The sequence below is a fragment of the Bradyrhizobium genosp. P genome (genome assembly GCF_049949265.1).
GTDB lineage: Bacteria > Pseudomonadota > Alphaproteobacteria > Rhizobiales > Xanthobacteraceae > Bradyrhizobium.
On record NZ_CP188195.1, the window covers coordinates 9,523,719 to 9,542,291 of the forward strand.

Here is an 18,573-nt window from a genome sequence, read left to right on the forward strand (position 1 = left end):
AGGACGAGCGTTTTTGTCGCCCGTGACGGGAGGCTCAGATGTCAGATGTGGAGAGCTATTCCAGCGATGTGGGCTTCACTCCGGCCGTGAAGCAGATCCAGGCCCGCAAAGGGTCACGCGGGACCTATGCCGAGGTCGAGGCGCATGGCGGCTGGCATACCGAGATCGACGAGAATCTCGCAGCCTTCCTTGCCAACACCAACAGCTTCTATCTCGCGACCGCATCGGCCGACGGCCAGCCCTATATCCAGCACCGTGGCGGACCGAAGGGCTTCATCAAGATCCTCGACAAGCACACCATCGCGTTCGCTGACTATGCCGGCAACCGGCAATTCATCACGCAGGGCAATCTCTCCGAGAATCAGAAGGCCCATATTTTCGTGATGAACTATGCCTACCGCCAACGCATCAAGATCTGGGGCGAGGCGCGTGTGGTGGAGGACGATCCGGCGCTGACGCGGTCGCTGATGCCGCAAGGTTATCGCGCACGTCCCGAGCAGGTGATCGTGTTCAAGGTCACGGCGTGGGACGTCAACTGCCCACAGCACATCCCGCAGAAATTCGATGCGGCCGATGTGTCGACCGCGCTGGCCTCACGCGACCAGCGCATCGCCGAACTCGAAGCCGAGCTGGCCGCATTGAAGGGTCAGCCCGCTCCTGCCGCCGCCGGCTAGGCTGCCTGCTGCTGCTGCGTCCAGCCGAATTCCGGGTAATATTGCAGCATCATCCGGTCGACATAGGCGGTGAGATTGTTGAACTTCTCGGCGCGCTCGCGCAGCGGCGACGAGAAGAACGGCGTCAGGAGTCCGGCCAGCGCGCCGAACGCAGTAGCATCGGTGCCGCAGGGCGCGTCTCCCATCAGATAGGGCTTGTCGCCGAGCTGTACCGAGAGCGCAAACAACGAGCGGATCGCGAGATCGACGTCCTCGTCGGGCGCGTGGCGACCGAGACCGCTCAACAGATAGTTCTCGGCAACGCGGAACTGGGCATCTTCGCGCATCTTGTCGCGCATATGATCGGGCGCGCCGTCGAAGAAATGCGCCGGCCCCTTGGCGAAATTGGTATCGTCGACCCAGCGTGCGCCGACCATCGCCCAGTAGACGTGATGCTCGATCATGCGCTCGAACGCCCAGGCCTGGGCGCGGGCCTGCAGACTCAGCGGCGCGTCGAAATCAAAGCCGTATTTGCCCTCGATATGGGCGCGGATGAAGGTCGAATCGGCAATCGCCTCGCCTTCGTCAGAGATAAAGGGCAGCTGGCCCTTGGGAGAGGCCGGCGGCATCGCCTTTTCCTTGACATAGGCGAGCCCGGCCATCTTGAGCTGGACCTCGGTCTTGGTCACGAAAGGGCTCATTTCCGGCAAGCCAAAGCCCGTGCCAAAGCCAAAAAGCGTAATCATCCTGAAGCTCCCGATTGCCTGTGGTCGTGAATTGAGGCTAGCGCGCCCCTGCTGCCACCATGGTGTCAGCAGTAGTGGCATTCACTGTCGAGCGGGCTTTGGAGCGGGCTTGCGGGTGCGAGGCGGCGGACCGCCTCGCGAACCCGTTTGACAACCCGCGACCGCCCGAACGACCAGGCCGCGTAGACCGACCGCGCGAGCAGCGCAATCAGGGCCCAGCGCAGGTCGCCGGAGGTGGAGAAGACCGTGATCATCTGTTCCAGCGCGAAGCTCTGCGCTTGCCGGAAACCGAGTTCGTCTAGATTCGTCATGGACAAATTCCCTTCATTTGAGGTGATGTCCTGCTATAGCCCCCGCCTGCTGCCAACATGCTGTCAGCAGCCGCGCAGCGGGACGCGGAAAAGCGACGAGCCGAGACACCAAGAGAGCTGACAAGAGATCTGCCATGCGACGCGCCGACCGGTTGTTTCAGATCATCCAGGTGCTCCGCCGCACCCGTAAGCCTTTGACAGCAGACGCGATCGCGGCCGAACTCGAGACCTCGAAGCGCACGATCTATCGCGACATTGCAAGCCTGATCGAGCAGCGAGTGCCGATCCGCGGCGAGGCCGGCATGGGTTACATCCTGGAGAAGGGATTTGACCTGCCGCCCTTGATGCTGACACCCGACGAGATCGAGGCCTGTGTGCTCGGTGCGCAATGGGTGGTCGGCCACGCCGATCCGGCGCTGGCGCGCGCCGCCGAAGACCTGATGGCCAAGATCGCCGAAACCGTACCCGACCGCCTGCGGCCCTTCGTGCTCGAGCCGGCCAGCCGCGCCCGATCGGCCTGGAACCGGGAGCCGGACAGGATCGACATGGTGAAGACGCGCAGCCATATCCACGAAGGCAAGAAGATCACGCTGAACTACCGCGACGAGCATGGCCGCGATAGCGAGCGGACGGTCTGGCCGATCGCCGTCGGCTATCACGAGGCGGTGCGGCTGCTCGCGGCCTGGTGCGAGCTGCGCAAGGATTTCCGCAGCTTCCGCACCGACCGGGTCGTCACGGCGTTCTATCATGACGAGAAATATCCGGAGCGGCGCGACCTGCTCAGGGCGCGCTGGCGGCGCAGCCTGGTCTGGGAAGCCCCGAAGGATACCTGATGGCAGCGGACGACATCGAAGCCACCAGCGAGAGCCCCTGCCAGTCCTGCGGGGCCTGCTGCAGCTATTCGGAGAACTGGCCGCGCTTCACGGTCGAGGACGACGCGCAGCTCGAGCTGATCCCGGCGAAATTCGTCAACGCGCGGCTGTCAGGCATGCGGTGCGACGGCGACCGCTGCGCGGCGCTGTCAGGCCAGATCGGGGTCAACACGTGCTGCGACGTCTATGCTGTCAGGCCGGAGGTGTGCCGGACCTGCATGCCCGGCGATGCGGAATGCGCCATGGCGCGGCGCCGGCACGGCCTGCCGGTCATCTGACCCAAGCTAGGCGGCCTGATCAGGCCGAGGCCGTTACCGTGTCGGTGAAATCTTCGTCGTCGAGATCGTCATCGACAACAGGCGCAAAGGTCGAGAGCGGCTTGGTCGACAGCGTGATCGGCTTGCGGCTGCCATGCGACACCGCGGCAACGCGCGTCGGTTCGCGCGACAGCGCGTAAAGGGTCGAGCCGACCCTTCCGCCTAAATTGATCAGCTCGCGCTCGGTGCAGCTCGTCGCAATGGCGAGTGCGAGTGCGTGCAAGTGGCTGCGGCGATAGCAGAACAGCGCCAGCATCGCTCGCGCCTCGGGCGAGACGTTCGCAACCAGAAGCGACAGGCCGTTTGGATTGGCGCGATACATCTGGCCGAGCATATCGTCACCGACCGGGCAGGCATCGTTCTCGAATGCGTCGCGGCTTGAAAACATTTGCAAATCCCCCTCGATTGCGAAGATGCCGCGCAATCCTCTAACGAAAGGTTAACCACAGCCCCCGGTCGTCAGCGGGGGTCCTTGTCCGTTGCACGCGAATCACATCCGCGCGTCGCTAACGGCTGATGTTGCCCTGGAGATGTGATTTGAGGAGATCGAGCCGCTTTGAGAAGAACGAGCCGCGGCTCAGTTGGCGGCCATGTAAATCGACAGCCCGAAGCCCGTGAGATGGTGCAGCGCCTGGTCGACCCCGATCAGGGTCCAGAACCAGGGATGCCCGGACTCCAGCGTCATGCCGAAACGCGAGGCGCAGATGCCCTTGGCGCGGTCGATGATGATGTGGATGACGAAATCAATGAAGGCGACGTACCAGAAGCGCGGCGCGACGACCAGGATCAGCACCAGCGCGACGGCGAGATGCACCAGGCAATGCGCGAGCAGCGGCATCGCCCAGCCGGTCTTCTGGTCCTTGCCGATCGCCATCCAGGCGTTCTGCAGCATGAAGTCGGCGATGATGTGCTTCGCGGTCAGAAGCAGCATCCATCCCACCAGGGCACCAACCGACACCGACGACGACATGGAGGGAAACAACAAGCTGACGCCCCTTGGTGGGATGAAGTTGATCGCAAGAAATCTGGGTCAGGCCGTCAGCACAATTTCGCAAAACCCGGACAATTCCAGAGCGTGTCGCATTTATGACACCTCCGGCGGCGGAATGCACCTGTGGGTCGTCCGAAAATCACACGATGTGAGGTCGCAGCGCTAGTGGCGATCGTCATGTCGCAGCGCGGCGCAATCATGGCGGGCTAACGTTACTGCCGGCGGCCAATTTGCATTCCGCCCGCGGAGCGGTATCAACGGCGGCGCGAAATTTTCTTTCTTTTATAGTCATTTACCAATTCACCGGGCAGCCTGCGCCGCTAAAGCCCGATGCGCTGGCCAAAGCCGGGCTCGGACAGTTTCCGCTCGTCATCGGGGGCGTCGTCCCTGTGGTGAACATCGAAGACATCGGGCCGGGCAAGCTGCGCTTCACGGGCGCGCTGCTCGCGGACATATTCCTCGGCAAGATCAAGAACTGGGACGATCCCGCCATCACGGCTTTGAACCCGGACATCAAGCTCCCGGCCGCGCCAATCACGGTCGTCCATCGCTCCGACGGGTCTGGCACGACCTTCAATTTCGCGAACTACCTTTCCAGGGTCAGCCGGGAATGGAAGGAGAAAATCGGCGAGGGTGTCGCGGTCGAGTGGCCTGTCGGCGTCGGCGGTAAGGGCAACGAAGGCGTCGCGGCCTATGTCGGCGTCTCCAACAATTCCGTTAGCTACGTCGAATATGCCTATGCGGTGAAAAATGCGCTCGCTTACGGGCTCGTCCAAAACAAGGCGGGCCGTTTCGTGCAGCCGAGCGCGGAGACCTTCCAAGCCGCCGCAGCATCGGCCGAATGGGGGAAAACGACCGATTTCTACCGCATCATGACCGACGCCCCGGGCGAGAACTCCTACCCCATCACCGCGACCTCGTTCATTTTAATGCCGAAGCAGCCCAAGGATCCCGCCAAGTCAAAAATCGCCATCGATTTTTTCAGGTGGTCCCTTGAAAACGGGCGCGACGACGCGAGCGCGCTCAACTATGTGCCGCGCCCGGCCGACCTGATCGAGAGGATCGAGAGATACTGGAAAAGCGATCTCGGCGCGTAGTGCGGCGGACCATAGAGCTTTTCTGCCTCACATATCGAGTTCAGGTAGCCACTCCTTACTTTGATAGTTCTGGAAATACGGTTGACGCTTCGATCTCCGGAGTGATAGATGGCTGGCATGAAGATCGAAGACGCAGCGGCGCGCCTGGAAGCGCTGGGTAACCCGACCAGGCTGAAAATCTACCGCGCGCTCGTCCGCGCCGGACGCACCGGCTTGCCGGTCGGGCGTCTGCAGGATCGGTTGAAAGTTCCAGCGTCGACCCTTTCACATCATCTCAAGGGGCTGCTCGCTGTCGGTCTTGTCACGCAGGTCCGCGAAGGGACCACGCTGATCTGTCACGCGGAATACGACACCATGACCGGACTGGTCGATTTCCTCGTCGCCGAGTGTTGTGTGGACGAAACCGGGTGCACGACCGCTGCCCGTCCGGCCGCGTGATTATTTTTGTCTACTTGTTCTATGATTCTAGAAGGATAGGAGAATGAAATGAGCGATGGGAAAAAAGTTGCCATCATCGGCGCCGGCCCGGTCGGGCTGGCCGCAGCGGCTCACGTTCTCGAGCGTGGTATGACACCGATTGTTCTGGAAGCGGGGCCAGAGGCCGCTCATTCCGTGCGGCAATGGCAGCATGTGCAGTTGTTCTCGCCGTGGGAATACAATGTCGATAAGGCGGCTGCACGTCTGCTCGCGCCAACCGGATGGAATTCACCCGACCCGCAGGTCTATCCAACCGGAGCCGAACTCCTCGACCGCTATATCGAACCTCTCGCAACCAAGACCGCGCTGAGCGAGGTCATACGCACATCGAGCCGCGTCATCGCCATCGGGCGCGCGGGCTTCGACAAGGCGAAGACCAAGGGCCGCGAGGCAGCGCCTTTCGAGATTCGTTACCAGAACGGCAAGGGCCCGGAGACGCTGCGCGCCGATGCGGTTATCGACGCATCCGGAACGTGGGCGTCGCCGAACCCCGCCGGCGCCAATGGTCTGGCCGCGTTCGGCGAGCGCGAGGCCGCAGCACAGATTTCATATGGCATGCCCGATGTCCTCGGGAGGGACCGCGCCCGCTTCGCCGGCAAAACCGTGGCTGTGCTTGGGGCCGGCCACTCGGCGATCGGCACGCTGACGGACCTGACCAATCTGGCGCAGCAGGCGCATGACACCCAACCGATCTGGTTGCTGCGTGGAACGGATCCCGCCAAGGCTTTCGGCGGCGGCGCCAACGACAAGCTGGCCGCCCGTGGCGAACTCGGGGCTCACTTCGCTTCCCTCGTCGCATCCGGGAAGGTCCGGGTCGAGGCCGGTTTTCCTGTCGCCGCCATCTCGCAGGCGGATGGCCGGCTCCGGATCGCGACCTCGTCGGCCTGCTGTGGACGCAGCATCGTCGTCGATGAGCTGGTAGTCGCGACCGGCTTCCGTCCCGACCTCTCATTTCTTGGCGAAATCCGGCTTCGACTCGATCCCGCGATCGAGGCTCCCGTCGCGCTCGCACCGCTGATCGATCCGAACGAGCACTCCTGCGGAACCGTGCGTCCGCACGGCGCGCGCGAACTGGTGCAGGACGACCCCGGTTTCTACCTCGCCGGCATTAAATCGTACGGCCGTGCGCCGACCTTCCTGATGATCACGGGCTACGAACAGGTTCGCTCGATCGCGGCCGACATCGCCGGCGACAGGGAAGCAGCCGAGCGCGTGGAGCTCGAACTTCCGGAAACCGGCGTTTGCACGCGCGGCGGCGTGGAAGGCGGCGCGTCGTCCGGCTGTTGCGGCGGACCTGCTCCCGCGGGCGTCGAGGCCTGCTGCGTCGACGACGCAGCAGCCAAGGCGGCGGCCAAGTCTGGCTGCGGTTGTTCCTGATGGACCGGGGACGGCTTGGTGTCATCGCTGCGCTGGGCACCGCGCAGACGCTGGCGTGGGGATCGAGTTACTATCTGCCAGCAATCCTGGCCGATCCGATCGCACATGACCTCGGGATTTCCAGCAACTGGTTCTTCGCGGCCTTCTCCGCGTCGCTTGTGATCTCCGGATTGCTTGGTCCCAAGGTTGGCCGTCAAATTGACCGCGTCGGCGGCCGGCAGGTTCTCTGCGCCTCGAATCTGATTCTGGCGGCGGGTCTCGCGCTGCTCGGTGCATCGGCCTCGGTGTGGACCATGTCCGCGGCGTGGTTGCTGCTCGGCGTCGGCATGGGCCTCGGCCTCTACGATGCGGCGTTCGGCGCCTTGGGCCGCATCTACGGCGGCGACGCACGCGCATCGATCACTGGCATCACCCTGATCGCAGGCTTCGCCAGCACCGTCGGCTGGCCCCTGACGTCGCTCGGGCTTGAGACGATCGGCTGGCGGGAGACTTGCTACGCCTGGGCGGCGGCGCACATCGTGATCGGCCTGCCGCTCAACCTGATGCTGCCACGAAGTGAACGGGTGGCCTCAGCCAGGGGGCCGGTCGTAAAGCCTCACATTCCGATCGACCGGACCATGGTGCTGCTATCGTTCACATTCGCCGCTGCCTGGACGGTGACGTCGGCGATGGCGGCGCATCTCCCACGCATCGTCGAAACGTTCGGGGCGACCCCGGCGCAGGCGGTGTTCGCCGGCATGATGATCGGCCCCGCCCAGGTCGCCGCCCGCGTGCTCGAGGCGGGCGTGTTGATCCGCTTCCATCCACTTCTCTCGACGCGGCTTGCATGCCTGACACATCCGCTCGGCGCATGCGTCATCGGTGTCTTCGGCGGCGGCGCCGCAGCGGCGTTCGCGCTGCTGCATGGCGCGGGTAACGGCATCCTGACGATCGCGCGCGGCACCTTGCCGCTCGCTATCTTTGGACCCGAAAACTACGCCTACAGGCTGGGACTGATCGGAGCGCCGTCCCGGATTTGCCAAGCGATTGCGCCGTTGGCCTTCGGGCTGCTGATCGAGCCGATGGGCCGGATGGTGCTCGTGGTGTCCGCGTGCCTCAGTCTTTCGGCGTTGATCGGGTTGATTGCGCTGCCGCGAGCACATCCGAACAAGACAGCGGCGTCCGCGATGGCAGAGTGACGCTGCAATCCTGCTTTGGGGTCACCCCGCCGCGGCGTCCGTTGGCCCGACGGCATCGAGCTGCCGTCCTTCGTGGTCCATATGCAAATAGTTCGGGTTGAACAGGCCCGCACGCATCAGCCGGTCGAGATTGGGGACGGCCAGGGTCTTGCCCTTGAGGATGATGAGGCCGTCGGCGCGCAACTCCTGCAGCGTCCTGTTGACATGGACCTTGGAGAGGCCGGTGGCGTCGGCGAGATCGCCCTGGGTCAACGGGAAATCGCAGCTATCGCCCTGGGTCAGGCCGGCCAGACGCAGGCGCAGCCAGACCTCGCAGAGCAGATGGGCCATACGCTCCAGCGCCGTGCGCTGGCCGAGGCTGATGGTCCATTCGCGCTGGATCGCCGCGTTGACGAGGGTCTCCCACCAGAACGCGGTGACGATGCGCGGATGCTCGGCAGCGACCTTGTCGAAGAACTCGCGCGAGAGATCGGCGACCGACACCGCGGTGATGGTACCGATCGAATGATCCATCTCACGCAGGATGAAACCATTCACGTCACAGATATCGCCGGGCAGGAAGAACGACACCACCTGGCGCCTTCCATCCTCCAATTGCTTGTAGCGGCAAGCCCAGCCGGACAGGATCAGGTGAACGTCCTTCGACCTCTCGCCCTCGCGCACGATATCGACGCGTGGATCGAAATGGCGCACGCGCTCGATCGACGCGCGGTTGAGAATAGCGTGATCTGCCGGCGATAGCCGTACAAAGTGCTCCAATTTCCGGACTAGCGACGCCAACGACATTGGTCTCCCCGCACGCTTAATCGGGTAACCACCGGAGCGTTTTCAATAACGTATGTTATATTGCACAAGTATTGCCGTATGTTCACAAGTGTACACACGCCGGAGGCGTGATAACTCACGTCCTTGGCGCTGCACCGCGCAAGGTCCCGAAGGCACCGCCCTGGCAACGGGCGATGCCTTCCAGACTGATGTCATTCAGGCCGATGCCGATCAGACCAACGGCACGTCAGACCAGCGGCACACCGTAATAGTCGTTCACCGTGCGCGTCCTGGCGGCGTCGGACCAATTCCAGTCCTTGTCGCTGCCGTATTTCGGCGCGGCGCGAAGCTGATCCTCGGTCACGCCGGTGACATAGCCGCCCAGCCGGGTGTCGTATTTCAGCGACTGCCACGGCAGCGGATAATGGTCGTTGCCGAGACCCAGGATGCCGCCGAAGCCGAGCACGGCGTAGGACACGCGCCCGCTCGTCTTGTCGATCATGACGCGCTCGATCGAACCGATCTTGCGCTCATCGCTACCATACACCGCAGTGCCCTCGACCTTGTCGCTGCCGATCAGATTTCCCATTTCCTTGTCGTCCATTGCCATGCGAACTCTCCCTTGAATCGCTCGTGTGCCTGCAACAGTCGAACTGGATCATCGTTCCTGCCGCGTTGTCGCAGCAGGTGGGCGCAAGACGAGTGGTTAGCCGGTCGGCGGATCGCCTCTGTCGCCGGGCACCATGCCCGAGCCCGGCGTTTTTTCAGGATCGCTCAGTTTCGGATCCCGCGTCGCTTCGCGCGGCTTCGATTTTTCCGGCTCGGTCTTGTGAGCCGTCTGCGCGCGACGCTTGTCGGCAGGCTGCTCCTGGCCCTGACCGTCCCGGACGATACCGTGATCGGAATGTTTAGCGGAATGTTTCATGGCGAAGGTCCTCCCAAAACCAGGCGGGCCCCGGCGACAAAAATTCGCCGGGGCCCGCCACCGGAGTGGTCCGCCGCTTTCGGGGGGCGAGCAGCGAACGCATCGGTGTTACGCGCGTCCGGGCAAATCGTTCCTGTCGTCCCGCGCGCGATTTCGTCCAAGCGAAATGTCATAGGTTAACGACGGCCTCTGGGAACCCGCCTAAATGTTTGCGCACCATCGGAGGCGAGATGACCAAGAAGAGACGCAACAGGTCGCGGCCCGCGGGTTCATTCGAAGAGCGGCTGCAGAAATTTGCCGAGGACGCACGCAGCGCAGCGCGCAAGATGCCGCCGGGGCGCGAGCGCGAAGCCTTGATGAAAAAAGCAAAACAGACCGAGGCCGTGATCGAGATCGGCGAGATGCTGACGCTCCGTGCGCCCGGAGATGCGCACAGGGAGAGCTGCGATGATCGAGGAGAGGTTTGATTCGCGCACGCTTGCGATCATGAACGCGGCGCTGGATCGCGTCTGCGAGCAGGTTCCGTGCGGCGAGGACCATGTCACGCGCAAGCGCGTTGCCAAAGACATCATCAAATGCGCCAAGAGCGGCAGGACGACACTCTCGGAGTTGACCGAAGCTGGACAACAGGCACTGGCCAAGGTCACCGCCGCAGTGGAATAACCACTGCAACCTGCGCCTGCTCTTGGCCTTCAAACGACCGATGTACTGGCCGGCACCCGCGCGCGGATTTCCGCGATCTTGCGCTTCAGCGCGGCCTGCCGCGGATCGGGCATGATAACGGCGCGTGCTTCCGCGATCGCGCCGGCGAGGTCGGGCAGCGCCAGCGCACCATCGAACACCGGCTTGGCGAGCCCGTCGATGATCGCGTGCCAGTCCTTGATGCCCTGACGATATGGATCGCCGTAGCCGCGGATCATGGTCGCGGTCTGGATGATCGCCGTGGCCGAGCCCGGCTGCTTGGTCAGACTGCGATCGATCATGTGCAGCCAGCGTTCGACCCAGACACGCTCCTTGGCGTAGCGTATCGAAAACAGCCGCCAGCGCTTCAACCCGGCCTCGATCCGCAAGCGGCGAACGCTGAAGCGGTTATTGGCGCTGAAGCGGATCGAGACGCTCTTGCGCAGCCAGCCGAGCCGATCGAGCGCGCCAAGCACGGGATCGGCGACCACCGCCGGCAGGGCGTCGATCAACTCGTCGAGGCGGAATTTCTTGACATCGTCGGCGGAGCGCGCGGCCAGGGCACAGCCGGCCTCGTTGAGCTCGTGGAGCTTGAGCTGTGCGATGCGGATCGGATCCTCATAGGCCATGCGCTGGGCCATCAGCTGCGCGATATCGGCGAGCATGGCATCATCGACGCCACGCCGGCCAACGAAGCGCTTGAGCCGGTCGATATAGAGCCTGGCGTAGCTGGCGCTCTGATACGTGATCAGCGATTGGATGGCGTTGTTGACCGCCGGTCCGATGTGCTCCGGGCAGGCGTCGGGCAGCAGCGGCGGTCCGTCGTCCTCATCGCCGATAATGTCGGCGAACAGGTAACGGAGCGACGCCAGCAGGCCTTCGTCATCCGGCACTGCGCTGCCTCCAGGATTCATCGTAGCGGACTCATCATAATAGGCTCATGAGTGGCTCATGCAGGCTTCGGCTCCGCGACCTGCGGTGCGGTGTGCTGCGCCAGCCGCTGCTCGAGGGTCGAGATATTCTGGAACAGGCGGGCGCTGGCCAGGCGCAGGAAGTAGAAGCCGAATGCCGGATTCTGGACGTAGAGCTGCTCGACCTGGTCGTAGGTGACCGAGAGCACCATGCCGCTCTCCGCGCATTCCAGCGTCTGGGTGCGCGTGTTCGACGGCGACAGCATGCCGAACTCGCCGACGATGGCGCCGACCGGCAACTCGATGCCCGACTCGACCAGGCGGAAGCGGCCGCTGACGATGTAGAACATGCTGTCGGCCTTCTCGTCCTTGTAGAACATCACTTCGCCGGCGGTGCATTTCCGTTCCGTCGTGAACGGTCGCAGCCAATCCATCGAGAGATCGCCGCTGACCGATTTCTTCACGTCACGGACGAGCTGCAGCATCTGGTGCAGGCGGTAGGTGTTCAGCGGCAGCAGCACGGTATGCAGGATCAGCGTCGCGTAATTATGGGTCGGGATCGCGGTCACGATCAGGACGATGTTGGTCAGGATGGCGAAGACACGCAGCGGGATCATGGTCCGCATCGACAGCGTGGCGACCACAAAGATCGATGCGAAGAAACTGCCGGCGGCGCCGGCATGCTCCGCGAGGTGCGAGGTATCCATCGGAAACCAACCAATTCTCAAGAAGTGAATATAACAGTCTATTAGTCGCTGCAGTGCGGCCGAGGTCGCCTCCTCCACCGCATCCCTGATATACGGGGAAAAAGCGACGTTTTGTCGGGTTTCTCACATTTGCAGGCGCAAAATCGGGTGAGGATACTCGGCCATTCGGCTAATGCACCGAACGCCAATGGCGTGCCTGCGTTGACGGCCTCACCCGCGACGGGGCAGGTTGTGGCGTCGGCCCGGCATCCTGCGCGGTCCCGTTTCACGCAATCCATCGACAGGCAACATACGTCCGATGTCCAAGCGGCCCGTCCTTCCGGTTTTGGCACAATTCATGTCCGCCACCGCCGGCCGCAACATGACCACGACGGCCTATGTTGCGGTGAGCCTTGGCGTCGCGATGATGACCCTGCTGACGGTCGCGCCGGCCTATGACGCGGCCGCCCACTGGGTCGACGCGCTGCTGTGGGGCTGCCTGGCCTATTTCGTATTCGAATGGCTGGTGCGGCTGCGCCATATGCGGCAGCGGGGCCGGCTGTGGTTCTACGCGCTGTCCGGCGCCGGGCTGGTCGACGCGACAGGCGCGCTGGCCGTGCCGATCGCCCTGCTCTCGGGTGTCGCGCCAAAGACAGCGTGGCTGCTCGCGATCCTCTGGGTGCTCAAGGTGGTGCCGGGCATCCCGGGGCTGCGACAGCTCCGGCGCGTGCTCGTGGTCGAATCCGGCCCGCTGCTCTCAGTGCTCGTGATCTTCCTGATGGTGGTGTTCCTCGCCTCCGTCGCCGAGTACTTCCTCGAGCGCGATGTGCAGCCGCAGACCTTCGGCAGCGTTCCGGCCGCGCTGTGGTGGGCGGTAGTGACGCTGACCACGACCGGCTATGGCGACGTGGTGCCGATCACCCCGCTCGGCCGCATCGTCGCGGCGATGGTGATGATCTCGGGCCTCGGCGTATTCGGGCTGTGGACCGGTATTCTCGCGACCGGTTTTGCCGCCGAGACCCGGCGCGACAATTTCCTGAAAACCTGGGAGACCGTCAGCAAGGTGCCGTTCTTCGCCACCCTCGGGCCCGCGGCGATCGCCGACGTCACCCAGATGCTGCGGACCATGGACCTGCCGCCGCGGACCATGATCATCCGCAAGGACACCACCGGCGACTGCATGTATTTCGTCGCGGCCGGCGAGGTCGAGGTCGACCTGCCCGGCCGCAAGGTGAAACTCGGCGAAGGCGCGTTCATCGGCGAGATGGCGCTGCTCGGCAACGCCAAGCGCGGCGCCAATGTCACGACCACCAAGGTCACGCGGCTGCTGGTGCTTGACCTGGTCGATTTCCGCCTGTTGATGGCACGGCATCCCGAACTCGCCGAGACCATCGACGCCGAGGCGAAGCGGCGCGAGATTGAGAACCAATGATGGAGACCACCATGCCTGATGCGGCCGATACCGCCAGCGGACCCGTGCTTGAGATTTCGGGCGGGCGCGCCACCATCCGCCTCAACCGGCCGAAGCATCTCAATCGCCTGCAGCCCGAGGACCTCGGCGAGCTCGTCAAACTGTTCGACCGGATCGAGGCCGATCCTGCGATCCGCGTGCTGGTGCTGACCGGAACCGGACGGGCATTCTCGGCCGGCTATGACCTCAACTCAGTAGCGGAGCGTGCGGTGAGCACCAACGCGCAGCAGAGCGCCGGCTCGGCGTTCGAGGTCGTGGTCAACCGTCTGGAGGATCTCAGCGTACCGACGATCTGCCGGCTCAATGGCGGCGTCTATGGCGGCTCGACCGATCTGGCGCTGGCCTGCGACTTCCGCATCGGGGTCGATACCGCTGACATGTTCATGCCGGCGGCGCGGCTCGGGCTGCATTACTACCGGAGTGGCATCAAGCGCTATGTGACGCGGCTCGGCGTCGACAATGCCAAGATGCTGTTCCTGACCGCCTCGAGGATCACGGCGCCCGAGATGCTGCGGATCGGCTACCTCACCGCGATGGTCGCCGTGGAGTTCCTCGACGAGGAAGTCGACAAGCTCGCCAATATCCTCGCCGGCAATGCGCCGGTCGCGATGGCCGGCATGAAGCGCGCCATCAACGAGTTCGCCCGCGCCGAGCTCGACGAGGCCGCCGCCGACCAGCGCCACCGCGACAGCATGCGCGGCGACGAAATCAAGGAAGGCATCAAGGCGTTCGCCGAAAAGCGGCCGCCGCGGTTTTAGTTCGGCGTATCACGCTATCAGTACCGTCACCCTGAGGTGGCCGCTTCTTCAGCGGCCCTCGAAGGGCGACGGCCCCACTGTGGCCGTACATCCTTCGAGGCTCGCAAGAGCTCGCACCTCCAGCGACAAAGGCGAAGCCTTTGCGCGGGGATGACGGGTCTGATGATGCGCTACTCATCCACAAACGCTACCATATCGATTACTTCGCCCGCTTGCTCCGCATCGCACGAACCTGCGCGATGTCAGGATCCGCGGCGAGCGCTCGGTAACGCTTGCTGTCGACGGCATAGATCGCGACGCGGCCCTCGGCATCGGCATGGACGCCCCAGCCGAAGCGTTTTCCGAGCGGCGAGGCGCGCAGGCAGGCCTGTCCCTTCGAGAAGAACGCCTCGCGGGCGAGGCTGCGCTCTTTCCTGGTCGCCCTAGTCTCGAGCGCACGGCCTGGCGCCGATGTCGCGAACACCACGTCGTCGGAAGTGTATGTGTACGGCGAGGTGGTGATCATCTGATATTGCAGCGTGGCGACGGTCGGATTGCCACCGCGCGGCTGCGGCTCCTCGCCGTTGCGCGCGGGACAATCCTCCGCAACGCGGATCAAGGTGTTGAAGCAGTTGGTGGTGTGCAGCGTAATGGCCATCGCAACGTCCTATCACACTCCTGCGGCAGTAGCATGCAGGGCGGCCATCTCGTCGTCGGCCGCCGAAATGCGCTGGAAGGCCGGGCGCGACGTGATGCGCTCGGTATAGCGGACGAAGATGTCCTTCCTGGGCACCAGGCCGAACATCATGGTCCAGCTGAACGCCCCGCCCCAGAGGATGTCGGCCGCCGTGATCTGCTCGCCGAACAGATAGGGCCCCTTCGCAAGCGCAGATTCCAATGCACCCAGCATGGTGTCGTAGTCGGCGTAGGGCGACTGCGAGATTGGCGTGGGCTCGCGCTTCATGAACTTGTCGATCAAAGCCGGCTCAAAGGACGAGCCGTAATAGGCGATCCAGCGCAGATACGGACCGCGGCGCGGATCGTTGAGCCCAGGCGTCAAACCGGCCTGCGGAAACAGGTCGGCGAGATAGATGGTAATGGCCACGCGCTCGGTCACCAGCGCCCCGCGGTGCTCGATCGCGGGAACCTTTCCGAGCGGATTGATCGCGAGATAGGCTGACTGCCGCTGCTCGCCTGCCTTCATGTTGAGGACGTGCAGATCGTAGGGCGCCCCCAGTTCCTCCAGCAGCACCCGTGCGCCGGTGGCGCGGCTCTGCGGTGAATAATACAGCGTGATGCGGTCGGTCGTGGTCATGGGCAATCTCCTTGCGCTGTTCGGGTCGCGATCCCTTATGCGCGCCTATACCTGACATCCTGTGTCAGGTATGATCGATCCATGCGCGCGAGCCGGCTTTTCTCCATCCTCACCACCCTGCAGGCGCGGGGACAGGTCACCGCGCCTGAACTTGCAGAGGCCTGCGAGGTCTCGGTCCGCACGATCTACCGCGACATTGACGCGCTCGCAGCCTCTGGTGTCCCGATCTATGCCGACCGTGGCGCCGAGGGCGGCTATCGCCTGCTCGACGGCTATCGGGTGCGGCTGAATGGATTGTCGCAAGGCGAGGCCGAGGCGCTATTCATGGCGGGGCTGCCGGAGGCTGCCGCCGCGCTCGGCCTCGATGCGGCGATGGCGGGCGCGCAGACCAAGCTGATGGCGGCGCTGCCGGAAAATCTGCGCCCGAACGCGAGGGGGATGCAGCAGCGCTTCCACCTCGATGCGCCCGGCTGGTTTGGCCAGACCGAGGAGCCGAAACATCTGCGCGCCATCGCCGGCGCGGTGCTGCGCGAACATCTGATCGAAATCCGCTACCAGAGCTGGAAGGCCGAGAAGCGCCGCCGCCTGGCGCCGCTCGGTCTCGTGCTGAAGGGCGGCAGCTGGTACGTCGCAGGCCACGTCGACGGCAGCGTGCGGACCTATCGCGTCGCGCGCGTGCTCGACTGCACCGCGCTGGACAAGACGTTCACGCGGCCGGCCGATTTCGACCTCGCCGCCTATTGGCGCGCCTCGATCGAGCGGCTCGAGGCCGAGCTACATCCGAACCAGGCCACGGTGCGGCTATCGCCGTTCGGCATGAAACTGTTCGATGTGCTGGCCCATCCCTATGTGAAGGCACGCATGCGCCTTGCCGAGACCGCCGACGCGGACGGCTGGCGGATCGCCACCATGCCGGTCGGCAAGACGCTGTGGCACGCCGCCACCGAGCTGTTGCGCCTCGGCGCCGAGGCTGAGGTGCTCGAGCCGCGCGAGCTACGCGACAAGATGGCCGAACTCACCAGCGCGATGGCCGCGCGCTACGCGGAGGCGCCGCGGCGGCGGGCTACGACGGCACGCCGCGCCTGAGCGCGTTACGTGTCGAAGAACGTAACGGTGTCGGCCACGCTCGCGCGCGACGTGCGATAACTGTTCACCTTGTGCGCATGGTCGGCGTAGCCGAACGAGATGCCGCAGACGACCCGGCGGTCGTCTGCGAGACCAAAGTGGCGGCGGATCAGGCCGGAGTGGCGGGCGATCGCGGCCTGCGGAATGGTGCCGAGGCCAAGCGCCTGCGCCGCCAGCATGAAGTTCGAGACATAGCCGCCGCAATCGATCGCGCCGTAGATGCCGAGCGGCTCGTTGGTGTGGATCACGGCGACATGCGGCGCGCCGAAGAAATTGTAGTTCTCCAGCGCCTGCTTTGCGTAAGCAGCTTTATCCCCGCGCGCAATGCCGAGCGTGTTGTAGAGCTGAAAGCCGCTCTCGCGGCGGCGCTCCAGATAGACGCCGGCATATTCACGCGGCGGCGTGAAATCATAGTCCTCGCCGAGGCCACGCGACGCCTCCGCATAGATCGCCTTACGGAAGCGCTCCTTGGCTTCGCCGGAGACGATCAACACCTGCCACGGCTGGCTGTTGCACCAGGACGCGGTGCGCTGCGCCACGGCGAGCACATGCTCGATGATTTCGCGCGGCACCTCGCGCGCCTCGAACGCGCGCACCGAGTAGCGCTCGTTGAGCAGTTCCTCGAGCGCGCCGATACGGTCTTCGGTCGAATAGTGCGGCTTTGTCGCGGCGTCCATGCTTAGCGCCCCTTGGTCGGAATCTTGTTGTAGGGCACGTCCTTGTCGACCCTGATGTCGCCGGGCAGGCCGAGCACGCGCTCGGCAATGATGTTGCGCAGGATTTCATCCGTGCCGCCGGCAATGCGCATCGAGGGCGAGGACAGCAGCATCGCCTGGAACTGGCCGTTGGCCTGCTCCTCGTCAACGCCGGTGAGACTGCCTGCGGCGCCTTCCAAATCCATCGCGTAGGTGGCGATGTCCTGCAACATCATGCCGGAGACGAGCTTGCCGATGGAGTTTTCCGGCCCGGGCCGCTCGCCTTTCGACAGCGCCGAGATCGCGCGGTAGCTGGTGTATTTCAGCCCGCTCGACTTCACCGCCCAGCTCGCGAGCTTCGAGCGCACCGCCGGATCGTCAATCGCGAGCCCGTCTTCCAACATTAAATTGGAGCAGAACTCGAACATTTCGGGGACGCCGGTCGCCAGCCGCGAACCGATCGACATGCGCTCGTTCATCAGCGTGGTCAGCGACACGCTCCAGCCCTCGCCGACGGCGCCGAGCCGCTGGCTGTCGGGGATCACGACGTCGGTGAAATAGACCTCGTTGAACTCCTGCATGCCGTTGGCCTGCTTGATCGGCCGCACCTCGACGCCCGGGCTCTTCATGTCGAGGAAGAACATGGTGAGGCCCTTGTGCTTCGGCACATCAGGATCGGTGCGTGCTATCAGGAGGCCATAGTCGGAATAATGCGCACCTGATGTCCAGATCTTCTGGCCGTTGACGATCCAATTGTCGCCCTTCTTCTCGGCGCGGGTGCGCAGCCCCGCGACGTCGGAGCCGGCCGACGGCTCGGAGAACAGCTGGCACCAGATCTCCTCGCCGGAGGCGAGCTTCGGCAGATAGCGGCGCTTGGCGTCTTCGCTGCCCCAGGCCATCACGGTCGGGCCGCACATGCCCTCACCGATCTGGAACGGCTGCGTCAGCTTGCCGTAGACGCCCTCTTCCTGCTGCCAGATCACGCGCTCGATCGGGGTAGCGCCGCGGCCGCCATATTCCTTCGGCCAGTGCAGGCAAGCCCAGCCGCCGTCGGCCTTCTTCTTCTGCCAGGCCTTGCCGACCTCGACCATGTCGTGCCTGGCCGGCCTGATGCGGCCGAGCGACGACTTCGAGAGCTCTTGCTCGAACTGCGTCGGCGCGTTGGCCGCGACCCACTTGCGGGCAAGGCTGCGGAACTCGGCTTCCTGCGGCGTGTCATCGAAATTCATGGCGAACCTCTCTC

The 18,573-nt window shown here is 64.2% G+C and carries 25 protein-coding genes; 12 read left to right on the plus strand and 13 right to left on the minus strand.

Annotated features, from left to right (window positions below):
- Positions 1-38 precede the first annotated feature (38 nt).
- The gene (locus ACP2YO_RS45760; RefSeq protein WP_426437690.1) at positions 39-674 is read left to right on the plus strand and encodes a pyridoxamine 5'-phosphate oxidase family protein; all 636 of its coding nucleotides are present in this window, start codon (positions 39-41) and stop codon (positions 672-674) included.
- On the opposite strand, the gene ACP2YO_RS45765 is transcribed toward ACP2YO_RS45760, so the two are convergent.
- Together ACP2YO_RS45765 and ACP2YO_RS45770 are read right to left on the minus strand one after the other, a co-directional pair.
- Positions 671-1,399: a glutathione S-transferase family protein gene (locus tag ACP2YO_RS45765; RefSeq protein WP_426437691.1), complete on the minus strand. Its 729-nt coding sequence runs from the start codon at positions 1,397-1,399 to the stop codon at positions 671-673. The genes ACP2YO_RS45760 and ACP2YO_RS45765 overlap by 4 nt on opposite strands.
- Before the next feature lie 65 nt (positions 1,400-1,464).
- Complete coding sequence (locus tag ACP2YO_RS45770) at positions 1,465-1,710, minus strand: hypothetical protein (RefSeq protein ID WP_426437692.1); 246 nt, start codon at positions 1,708-1,710, stop codon at positions 1,465-1,467.
- 134 nt (positions 1,711-1,844) lie between these two features.
- On the opposite strand from ACP2YO_RS45770, the gene ACP2YO_RS45775 reads away from it, so the two are divergent.
- Entirely contained in the window at positions 1,845-2,543 is a 699-nt protein-coding gene (locus ACP2YO_RS45775) for a helix-turn-helix transcriptional regulator (protein ID WP_426437693.1), read from the plus strand.
- On the plus strand, positions 2,543-2,860 hold the full coding sequence (locus tag ACP2YO_RS45780) for a YkgJ family cysteine cluster protein (protein ID WP_426437694.1): 318 nt from the start codon (positions 2,543-2,545) through the stop codon (positions 2,858-2,860). Before ACP2YO_RS45775 ends, ACP2YO_RS45780 begins: the two co-directional genes overlap by 1 nt.
- Positions 2,861-2,879: 19 nt before the next feature.
- Here the strand turns inward: ACP2YO_RS45780 and ACP2YO_RS45785 are convergent, their stop codons facing one another.
- Positions 2,880-3,287: a hypothetical protein gene (locus tag ACP2YO_RS45785; RefSeq protein ID WP_426437695.1), complete on the minus strand. Its 408-nt coding sequence runs from the start codon at positions 3,285-3,287 to the stop codon at positions 2,880-2,882.
- A 189-nt stretch (positions 3,288-3,476) separates the two neighbouring features.
- A complete protein-coding gene (locus ACP2YO_RS45790; RefSeq protein WP_426437696.1) occupies positions 3,477-3,830 on the minus strand; it encodes a DUF3307 domain-containing protein in 354 nt (117 codons plus the stop codon).
- Positions 3,831-4,120: 290 nt separating this feature from the next.
- Between ACP2YO_RS45790 and pstS the strand changes: the two genes are divergently transcribed.
- From pstS to ACP2YO_RS45810, 4 genes are all read left to right on the plus strand, one after another.
- Positions 4,121-4,987: a phosphate ABC transporter substrate-binding protein PstS gene (gene pstS / locus ACP2YO_RS45795; protein WP_426437697.1), complete on the plus strand. Its 867-nt coding sequence runs from the start codon at positions 4,121-4,123 to the stop codon at positions 4,985-4,987.
- A gap of 117 nt (positions 4,988-5,104) precedes the next feature.
- A complete protein-coding gene (locus ACP2YO_RS45800) occupies positions 5,105-5,425 on the plus strand; it encodes an ArsR/SmtB family transcription factor (protein WP_426443481.1) in 321 nt (106 codons plus the stop codon).
- Between the two features lie 48 nt (positions 5,426-5,473).
- A complete protein-coding gene (locus ACP2YO_RS45805) occupies positions 5,474-6,841 on the plus strand; it encodes an NAD(P)-binding domain-containing protein (protein WP_426437698.1) in 1,368 nt (455 codons plus the stop codon).
- Positions 6,841-8,019, plus strand: coding sequence for an MFS transporter (locus ACP2YO_RS45810; protein WP_426437699.1), 1,179 nt, complete (start codon positions 6,841-6,843; stop codon positions 8,017-8,019). Before ACP2YO_RS45805 ends, ACP2YO_RS45810 begins: the two co-directional genes overlap by 1 nt.
- A gap of 21 nt (positions 8,020-8,040) precedes the next feature.
- Here ACP2YO_RS45810 and ACP2YO_RS45815 read toward each other — a convergent pair whose 3' ends face one another.
- The 3 genes from ACP2YO_RS45815 to ACP2YO_RS45825 all read right to left on the minus strand — a co-directional run bounded on the left by ACP2YO_RS45815 (position 8,041) and on the right by ACP2YO_RS45825 (position 9,709).
- Positions 8,041-8,799 (minus strand): Crp/Fnr family transcriptional regulator, encoded by a 759-nt coding sequence (locus ACP2YO_RS45815; protein ID WP_426437700.1) that lies wholly within the window; start codon positions 8,797-8,799, stop codon positions 8,041-8,043.
- A 232-nt stretch (positions 8,800-9,031) separates the two neighbouring features.
- Positions 9,032-9,394: a PRC-barrel domain-containing protein gene (locus tag ACP2YO_RS45820; RefSeq protein ID WP_426437701.1), complete on the minus strand. Its 363-nt coding sequence runs from the start codon at positions 9,392-9,394 to the stop codon at positions 9,032-9,034.
- Between the two features lie 96 nt (positions 9,395-9,490).
- Positions 9,491-9,709: a hypothetical protein gene (locus ACP2YO_RS45825; RefSeq protein WP_426437702.1), complete on the minus strand. Its 219-nt coding sequence runs from the start codon at positions 9,707-9,709 to the stop codon at positions 9,491-9,493.
- A gap of 230 nt (positions 9,710-9,939) precedes the next feature.
- Here ACP2YO_RS45825 and ACP2YO_RS45830 point away from each other — a divergent pair, with 230 nt between their 5' ends.
- On the plus strand, positions 9,940-10,176 hold the full coding sequence (locus ACP2YO_RS45830; RefSeq protein WP_426437703.1) for a hypothetical protein: 237 nt from the start codon (positions 9,940-9,942) through the stop codon (positions 10,174-10,176).
- Positions 10,157-10,372 carry a hypothetical protein gene (locus ACP2YO_RS45835; RefSeq protein ID WP_426437704.1) on the plus strand — a complete coding sequence of 72 codons (216 nt, stop codon included), beginning with the start codon at positions 10,157-10,159 and terminating at the stop codon, positions 10,370-10,372. The genes ACP2YO_RS45830 and ACP2YO_RS45835 overlap by 20 nt, the downstream gene beginning before the upstream one ends.
- Before the next feature lie 29 nt (positions 10,373-10,401).
- Here ACP2YO_RS45835 and ACP2YO_RS45840 read toward each other — a convergent pair whose 3' ends face one another.
- Together ACP2YO_RS45840 and ACP2YO_RS45845 are read right to left on the minus strand one after the other, a co-directional pair.
- Positions 10,402-11,304: a DUF6537 domain-containing protein gene (locus ACP2YO_RS45840; RefSeq protein WP_426437705.1), complete on the minus strand. Its 903-nt coding sequence runs from the start codon at positions 11,302-11,304 to the stop codon at positions 10,402-10,404.
- A gap of 35 nt (positions 11,305-11,339) precedes the next feature.
- On the minus strand, positions 11,340-12,008 hold the full coding sequence (locus ACP2YO_RS45845) for a Crp/Fnr family transcriptional regulator (RefSeq protein ID WP_426437706.1): 669 nt from the start codon (positions 12,006-12,008) through the stop codon (positions 11,340-11,342).
- Positions 12,009-12,306: 298 nt separating this feature from the next.
- Here ACP2YO_RS45845 and ACP2YO_RS45850 point away from each other — a divergent pair, with 298 nt between their 5' ends.
- Together ACP2YO_RS45850 and ACP2YO_RS45855 are read left to right on the plus strand one after the other, a co-directional pair.
- Positions 12,307-13,419 carry a cyclic nucleotide-gated ion channel gene (locus ACP2YO_RS45850; RefSeq protein ID WP_426437707.1) on the plus strand — a complete coding sequence of 371 codons (1,113 nt, stop codon included), beginning with the start codon at positions 12,307-12,309 and terminating at the stop codon, positions 13,417-13,419.
- Between the two features lie 11 nt (positions 13,420-13,430).
- Positions 13,431-14,216 (plus strand): enoyl-CoA hydratase/isomerase family protein, encoded by a 786-nt coding sequence (locus tag ACP2YO_RS45855; RefSeq protein WP_426437708.1) that lies wholly within the window; start codon positions 13,431-13,433, stop codon positions 14,214-14,216.
- A gap of 199 nt (positions 14,217-14,415) precedes the next feature.
- Here ACP2YO_RS45855 and ACP2YO_RS45860 read toward each other — a convergent pair whose 3' ends face one another.
- Together ACP2YO_RS45860 and ACP2YO_RS45865 are read right to left on the minus strand one after the other, a co-directional pair.
- Positions 14,416-14,853, minus strand: a complete 438-nt coding sequence (locus ACP2YO_RS45860; RefSeq protein WP_426437709.1) for a DUF6157 family protein — start codon at positions 14,851-14,853, stop codon at positions 14,416-14,418.
- 12 nt (positions 14,854-14,865) lie between these two features.
- Entirely contained in the window at positions 14,866-15,510 is a 645-nt protein-coding gene (locus ACP2YO_RS45865) for a glutathione S-transferase family protein (protein WP_426437710.1), read from the minus strand.
- A gap of 81 nt (positions 15,511-15,591) precedes the next feature.
- Between ACP2YO_RS45865 and ACP2YO_RS45870 the strand changes: the two genes are divergently transcribed.
- A complete protein-coding gene (locus ACP2YO_RS45870) occupies positions 15,592-16,596 on the plus strand; it encodes a helix-turn-helix transcriptional regulator (protein WP_426437711.1) in 1,005 nt (334 codons plus the stop codon).
- A gap of 5 nt (positions 16,597-16,601) precedes the next feature.
- On the opposite strand, the gene ACP2YO_RS45875 is transcribed toward ACP2YO_RS45870, so the two are convergent.
- Positions 16,602-17,312, minus strand: coding sequence for a nitroreductase (locus ACP2YO_RS45875; protein WP_426437712.1), 711 nt, complete (start codon positions 17,310-17,312; stop codon positions 16,602-16,604).
- Between the two features lie 2 nt (positions 17,313-17,314).
- Positions 17,315-18,559, minus strand: coding sequence for an acyl-CoA dehydrogenase (locus ACP2YO_RS45880; RefSeq protein ID WP_426437713.1), 1,245 nt, complete (start codon positions 18,557-18,559; stop codon positions 17,315-17,317).
- Between the last annotated feature and the right edge of the window lie 14 nt (positions 18,560-18,573).

What these genes read in the sequence shown, in the direction of transcription:
- ACP2YO_RS45760 (WP_426437690.1), top strand. Translation starts at nt 39, where the DNA reads ATGTCAGATGTGGAGAGCTATTCCAGCGATGTGGGCTTCACTCCGGCC.
- ACP2YO_RS45765 (WP_426437691.1), bottom strand. Translation starts at nt 1,399, where the DNA reads ATGATTACGCTTTTTGGCTTTGGCACGGGCTTTGGCTTGCCGGAAATG.
- ACP2YO_RS45770 (WP_426437692.1), bottom strand. Translation starts at nt 1,710, where the DNA reads ATGACGAATCTAGACGAACTCGGTTTCCGGCAAGCGCAGAGCTTCGCG.
- ACP2YO_RS45775 (WP_426437693.1), top strand. Translation starts at nt 1,845, where the DNA reads ATGCGACGCGCCGACCGGTTGTTTCAGATCATCCAGGTGCTCCGCCGC.
- ACP2YO_RS45780 (WP_426437694.1), top strand. Translation starts at nt 2,543, where the DNA reads ATGGCAGCGGACGACATCGAAGCCACCAGCGAGAGCCCCTGCCAGTCC.
- ACP2YO_RS45785 (WP_426437695.1), bottom strand. Translation starts at nt 3,287, where the DNA reads ATGTTTTCAAGCCGCGACGCATTCGAGAACGATGCCTGCCCGGTCGGT.
- ACP2YO_RS45790 (WP_426437696.1), bottom strand. Translation starts at nt 3,830, where the DNA reads ATGCTGCTTCTGACCGCGAAGCACATCATCGCCGACTTCATGCTGCAG.
- ACP2YO_RS45800 (WP_426443481.1), top strand. Translation starts at nt 5,105, where the DNA reads ATGAAGATCGAAGACGCAGCGGCGCGCCTGGAAGCGCTGGGTAACCCG.
- ACP2YO_RS45805 (WP_426437698.1), top strand. Translation starts at nt 5,474, where the DNA reads ATGAGCGATGGGAAAAAAGTTGCCATCATCGGCGCCGGCCCGGTCGGG.
- ACP2YO_RS45810 (WP_426437699.1), top strand. Translation starts at nt 6,841, where the DNA reads ATGGACCGGGGACGGCTTGGTGTCATCGCTGCGCTGGGCACCGCGCAG.
- ACP2YO_RS45820 (WP_426437701.1), bottom strand. Translation starts at nt 9,394, where the DNA reads ATGGCAATGGACGACAAGGAAATGGGAAATCTGATCGGCAGCGACAAG.
- ACP2YO_RS45825 (WP_426437702.1), bottom strand. Translation starts at nt 9,709, where the DNA reads ATGAAACATTCCGCTAAACATTCCGATCACGGTATCGTCCGGGACGGT.
- ACP2YO_RS45830 (WP_426437703.1), top strand. Translation starts at nt 9,940, where the DNA reads ATGACCAAGAAGAGACGCAACAGGTCGCGGCCCGCGGGTTCATTCGAA.
- ACP2YO_RS45835 (WP_426437704.1), top strand. Translation starts at nt 10,157, where the DNA reads ATGATCGAGGAGAGGTTTGATTCGCGCACGCTTGCGATCATGAACGCG.
- ACP2YO_RS45840 (WP_426437705.1), bottom strand. Translation starts at nt 11,304, where the DNA reads ATGAATCCTGGAGGCAGCGCAGTGCCGGATGACGAAGGCCTGCTGGCG.
- ACP2YO_RS45845 (WP_426437706.1), bottom strand. Translation starts at nt 12,008, where the DNA reads ATGGATACCTCGCACCTCGCGGAGCATGCCGGCGCCGCCGGCAGTTTC.
- ACP2YO_RS45850 (WP_426437707.1), top strand. Translation starts at nt 12,307, where the DNA reads ATGTCCAAGCGGCCCGTCCTTCCGGTTTTGGCACAATTCATGTCCGCC.
- ACP2YO_RS45855 (WP_426437708.1), top strand. Translation starts at nt 13,431, where the DNA reads ATGCCTGATGCGGCCGATACCGCCAGCGGACCCGTGCTTGAGATTTCG.
- ACP2YO_RS45860 (WP_426437709.1), bottom strand. Translation starts at nt 14,853, where the DNA reads ATGGCCATTACGCTGCACACCACCAACTGCTTCAACACCTTGATCCGC.
- ACP2YO_RS45865 (WP_426437710.1), bottom strand. Translation starts at nt 15,510, where the DNA reads ATGACCACGACCGACCGCATCACGCTGTATTATTCACCGCAGAGCCGC.
- ACP2YO_RS45870 (WP_426437711.1), top strand. Translation starts at nt 15,592, where the DNA reads ATGCGCGCGAGCCGGCTTTTCTCCATCCTCACCACCCTGCAGGCGCGG.
- ACP2YO_RS45875 (WP_426437712.1), bottom strand. Translation starts at nt 17,312, where the DNA reads ATGGACGCCGCGACAAAGCCGCACTATTCGACCGAAGACCGTATCGGC.
- ACP2YO_RS45880 (WP_426437713.1), bottom strand. Translation starts at nt 18,559, where the DNA reads ATGAATTTCGATGACACGCCGCAGGAAGCCGAGTTCCGCAGCCTTGCC.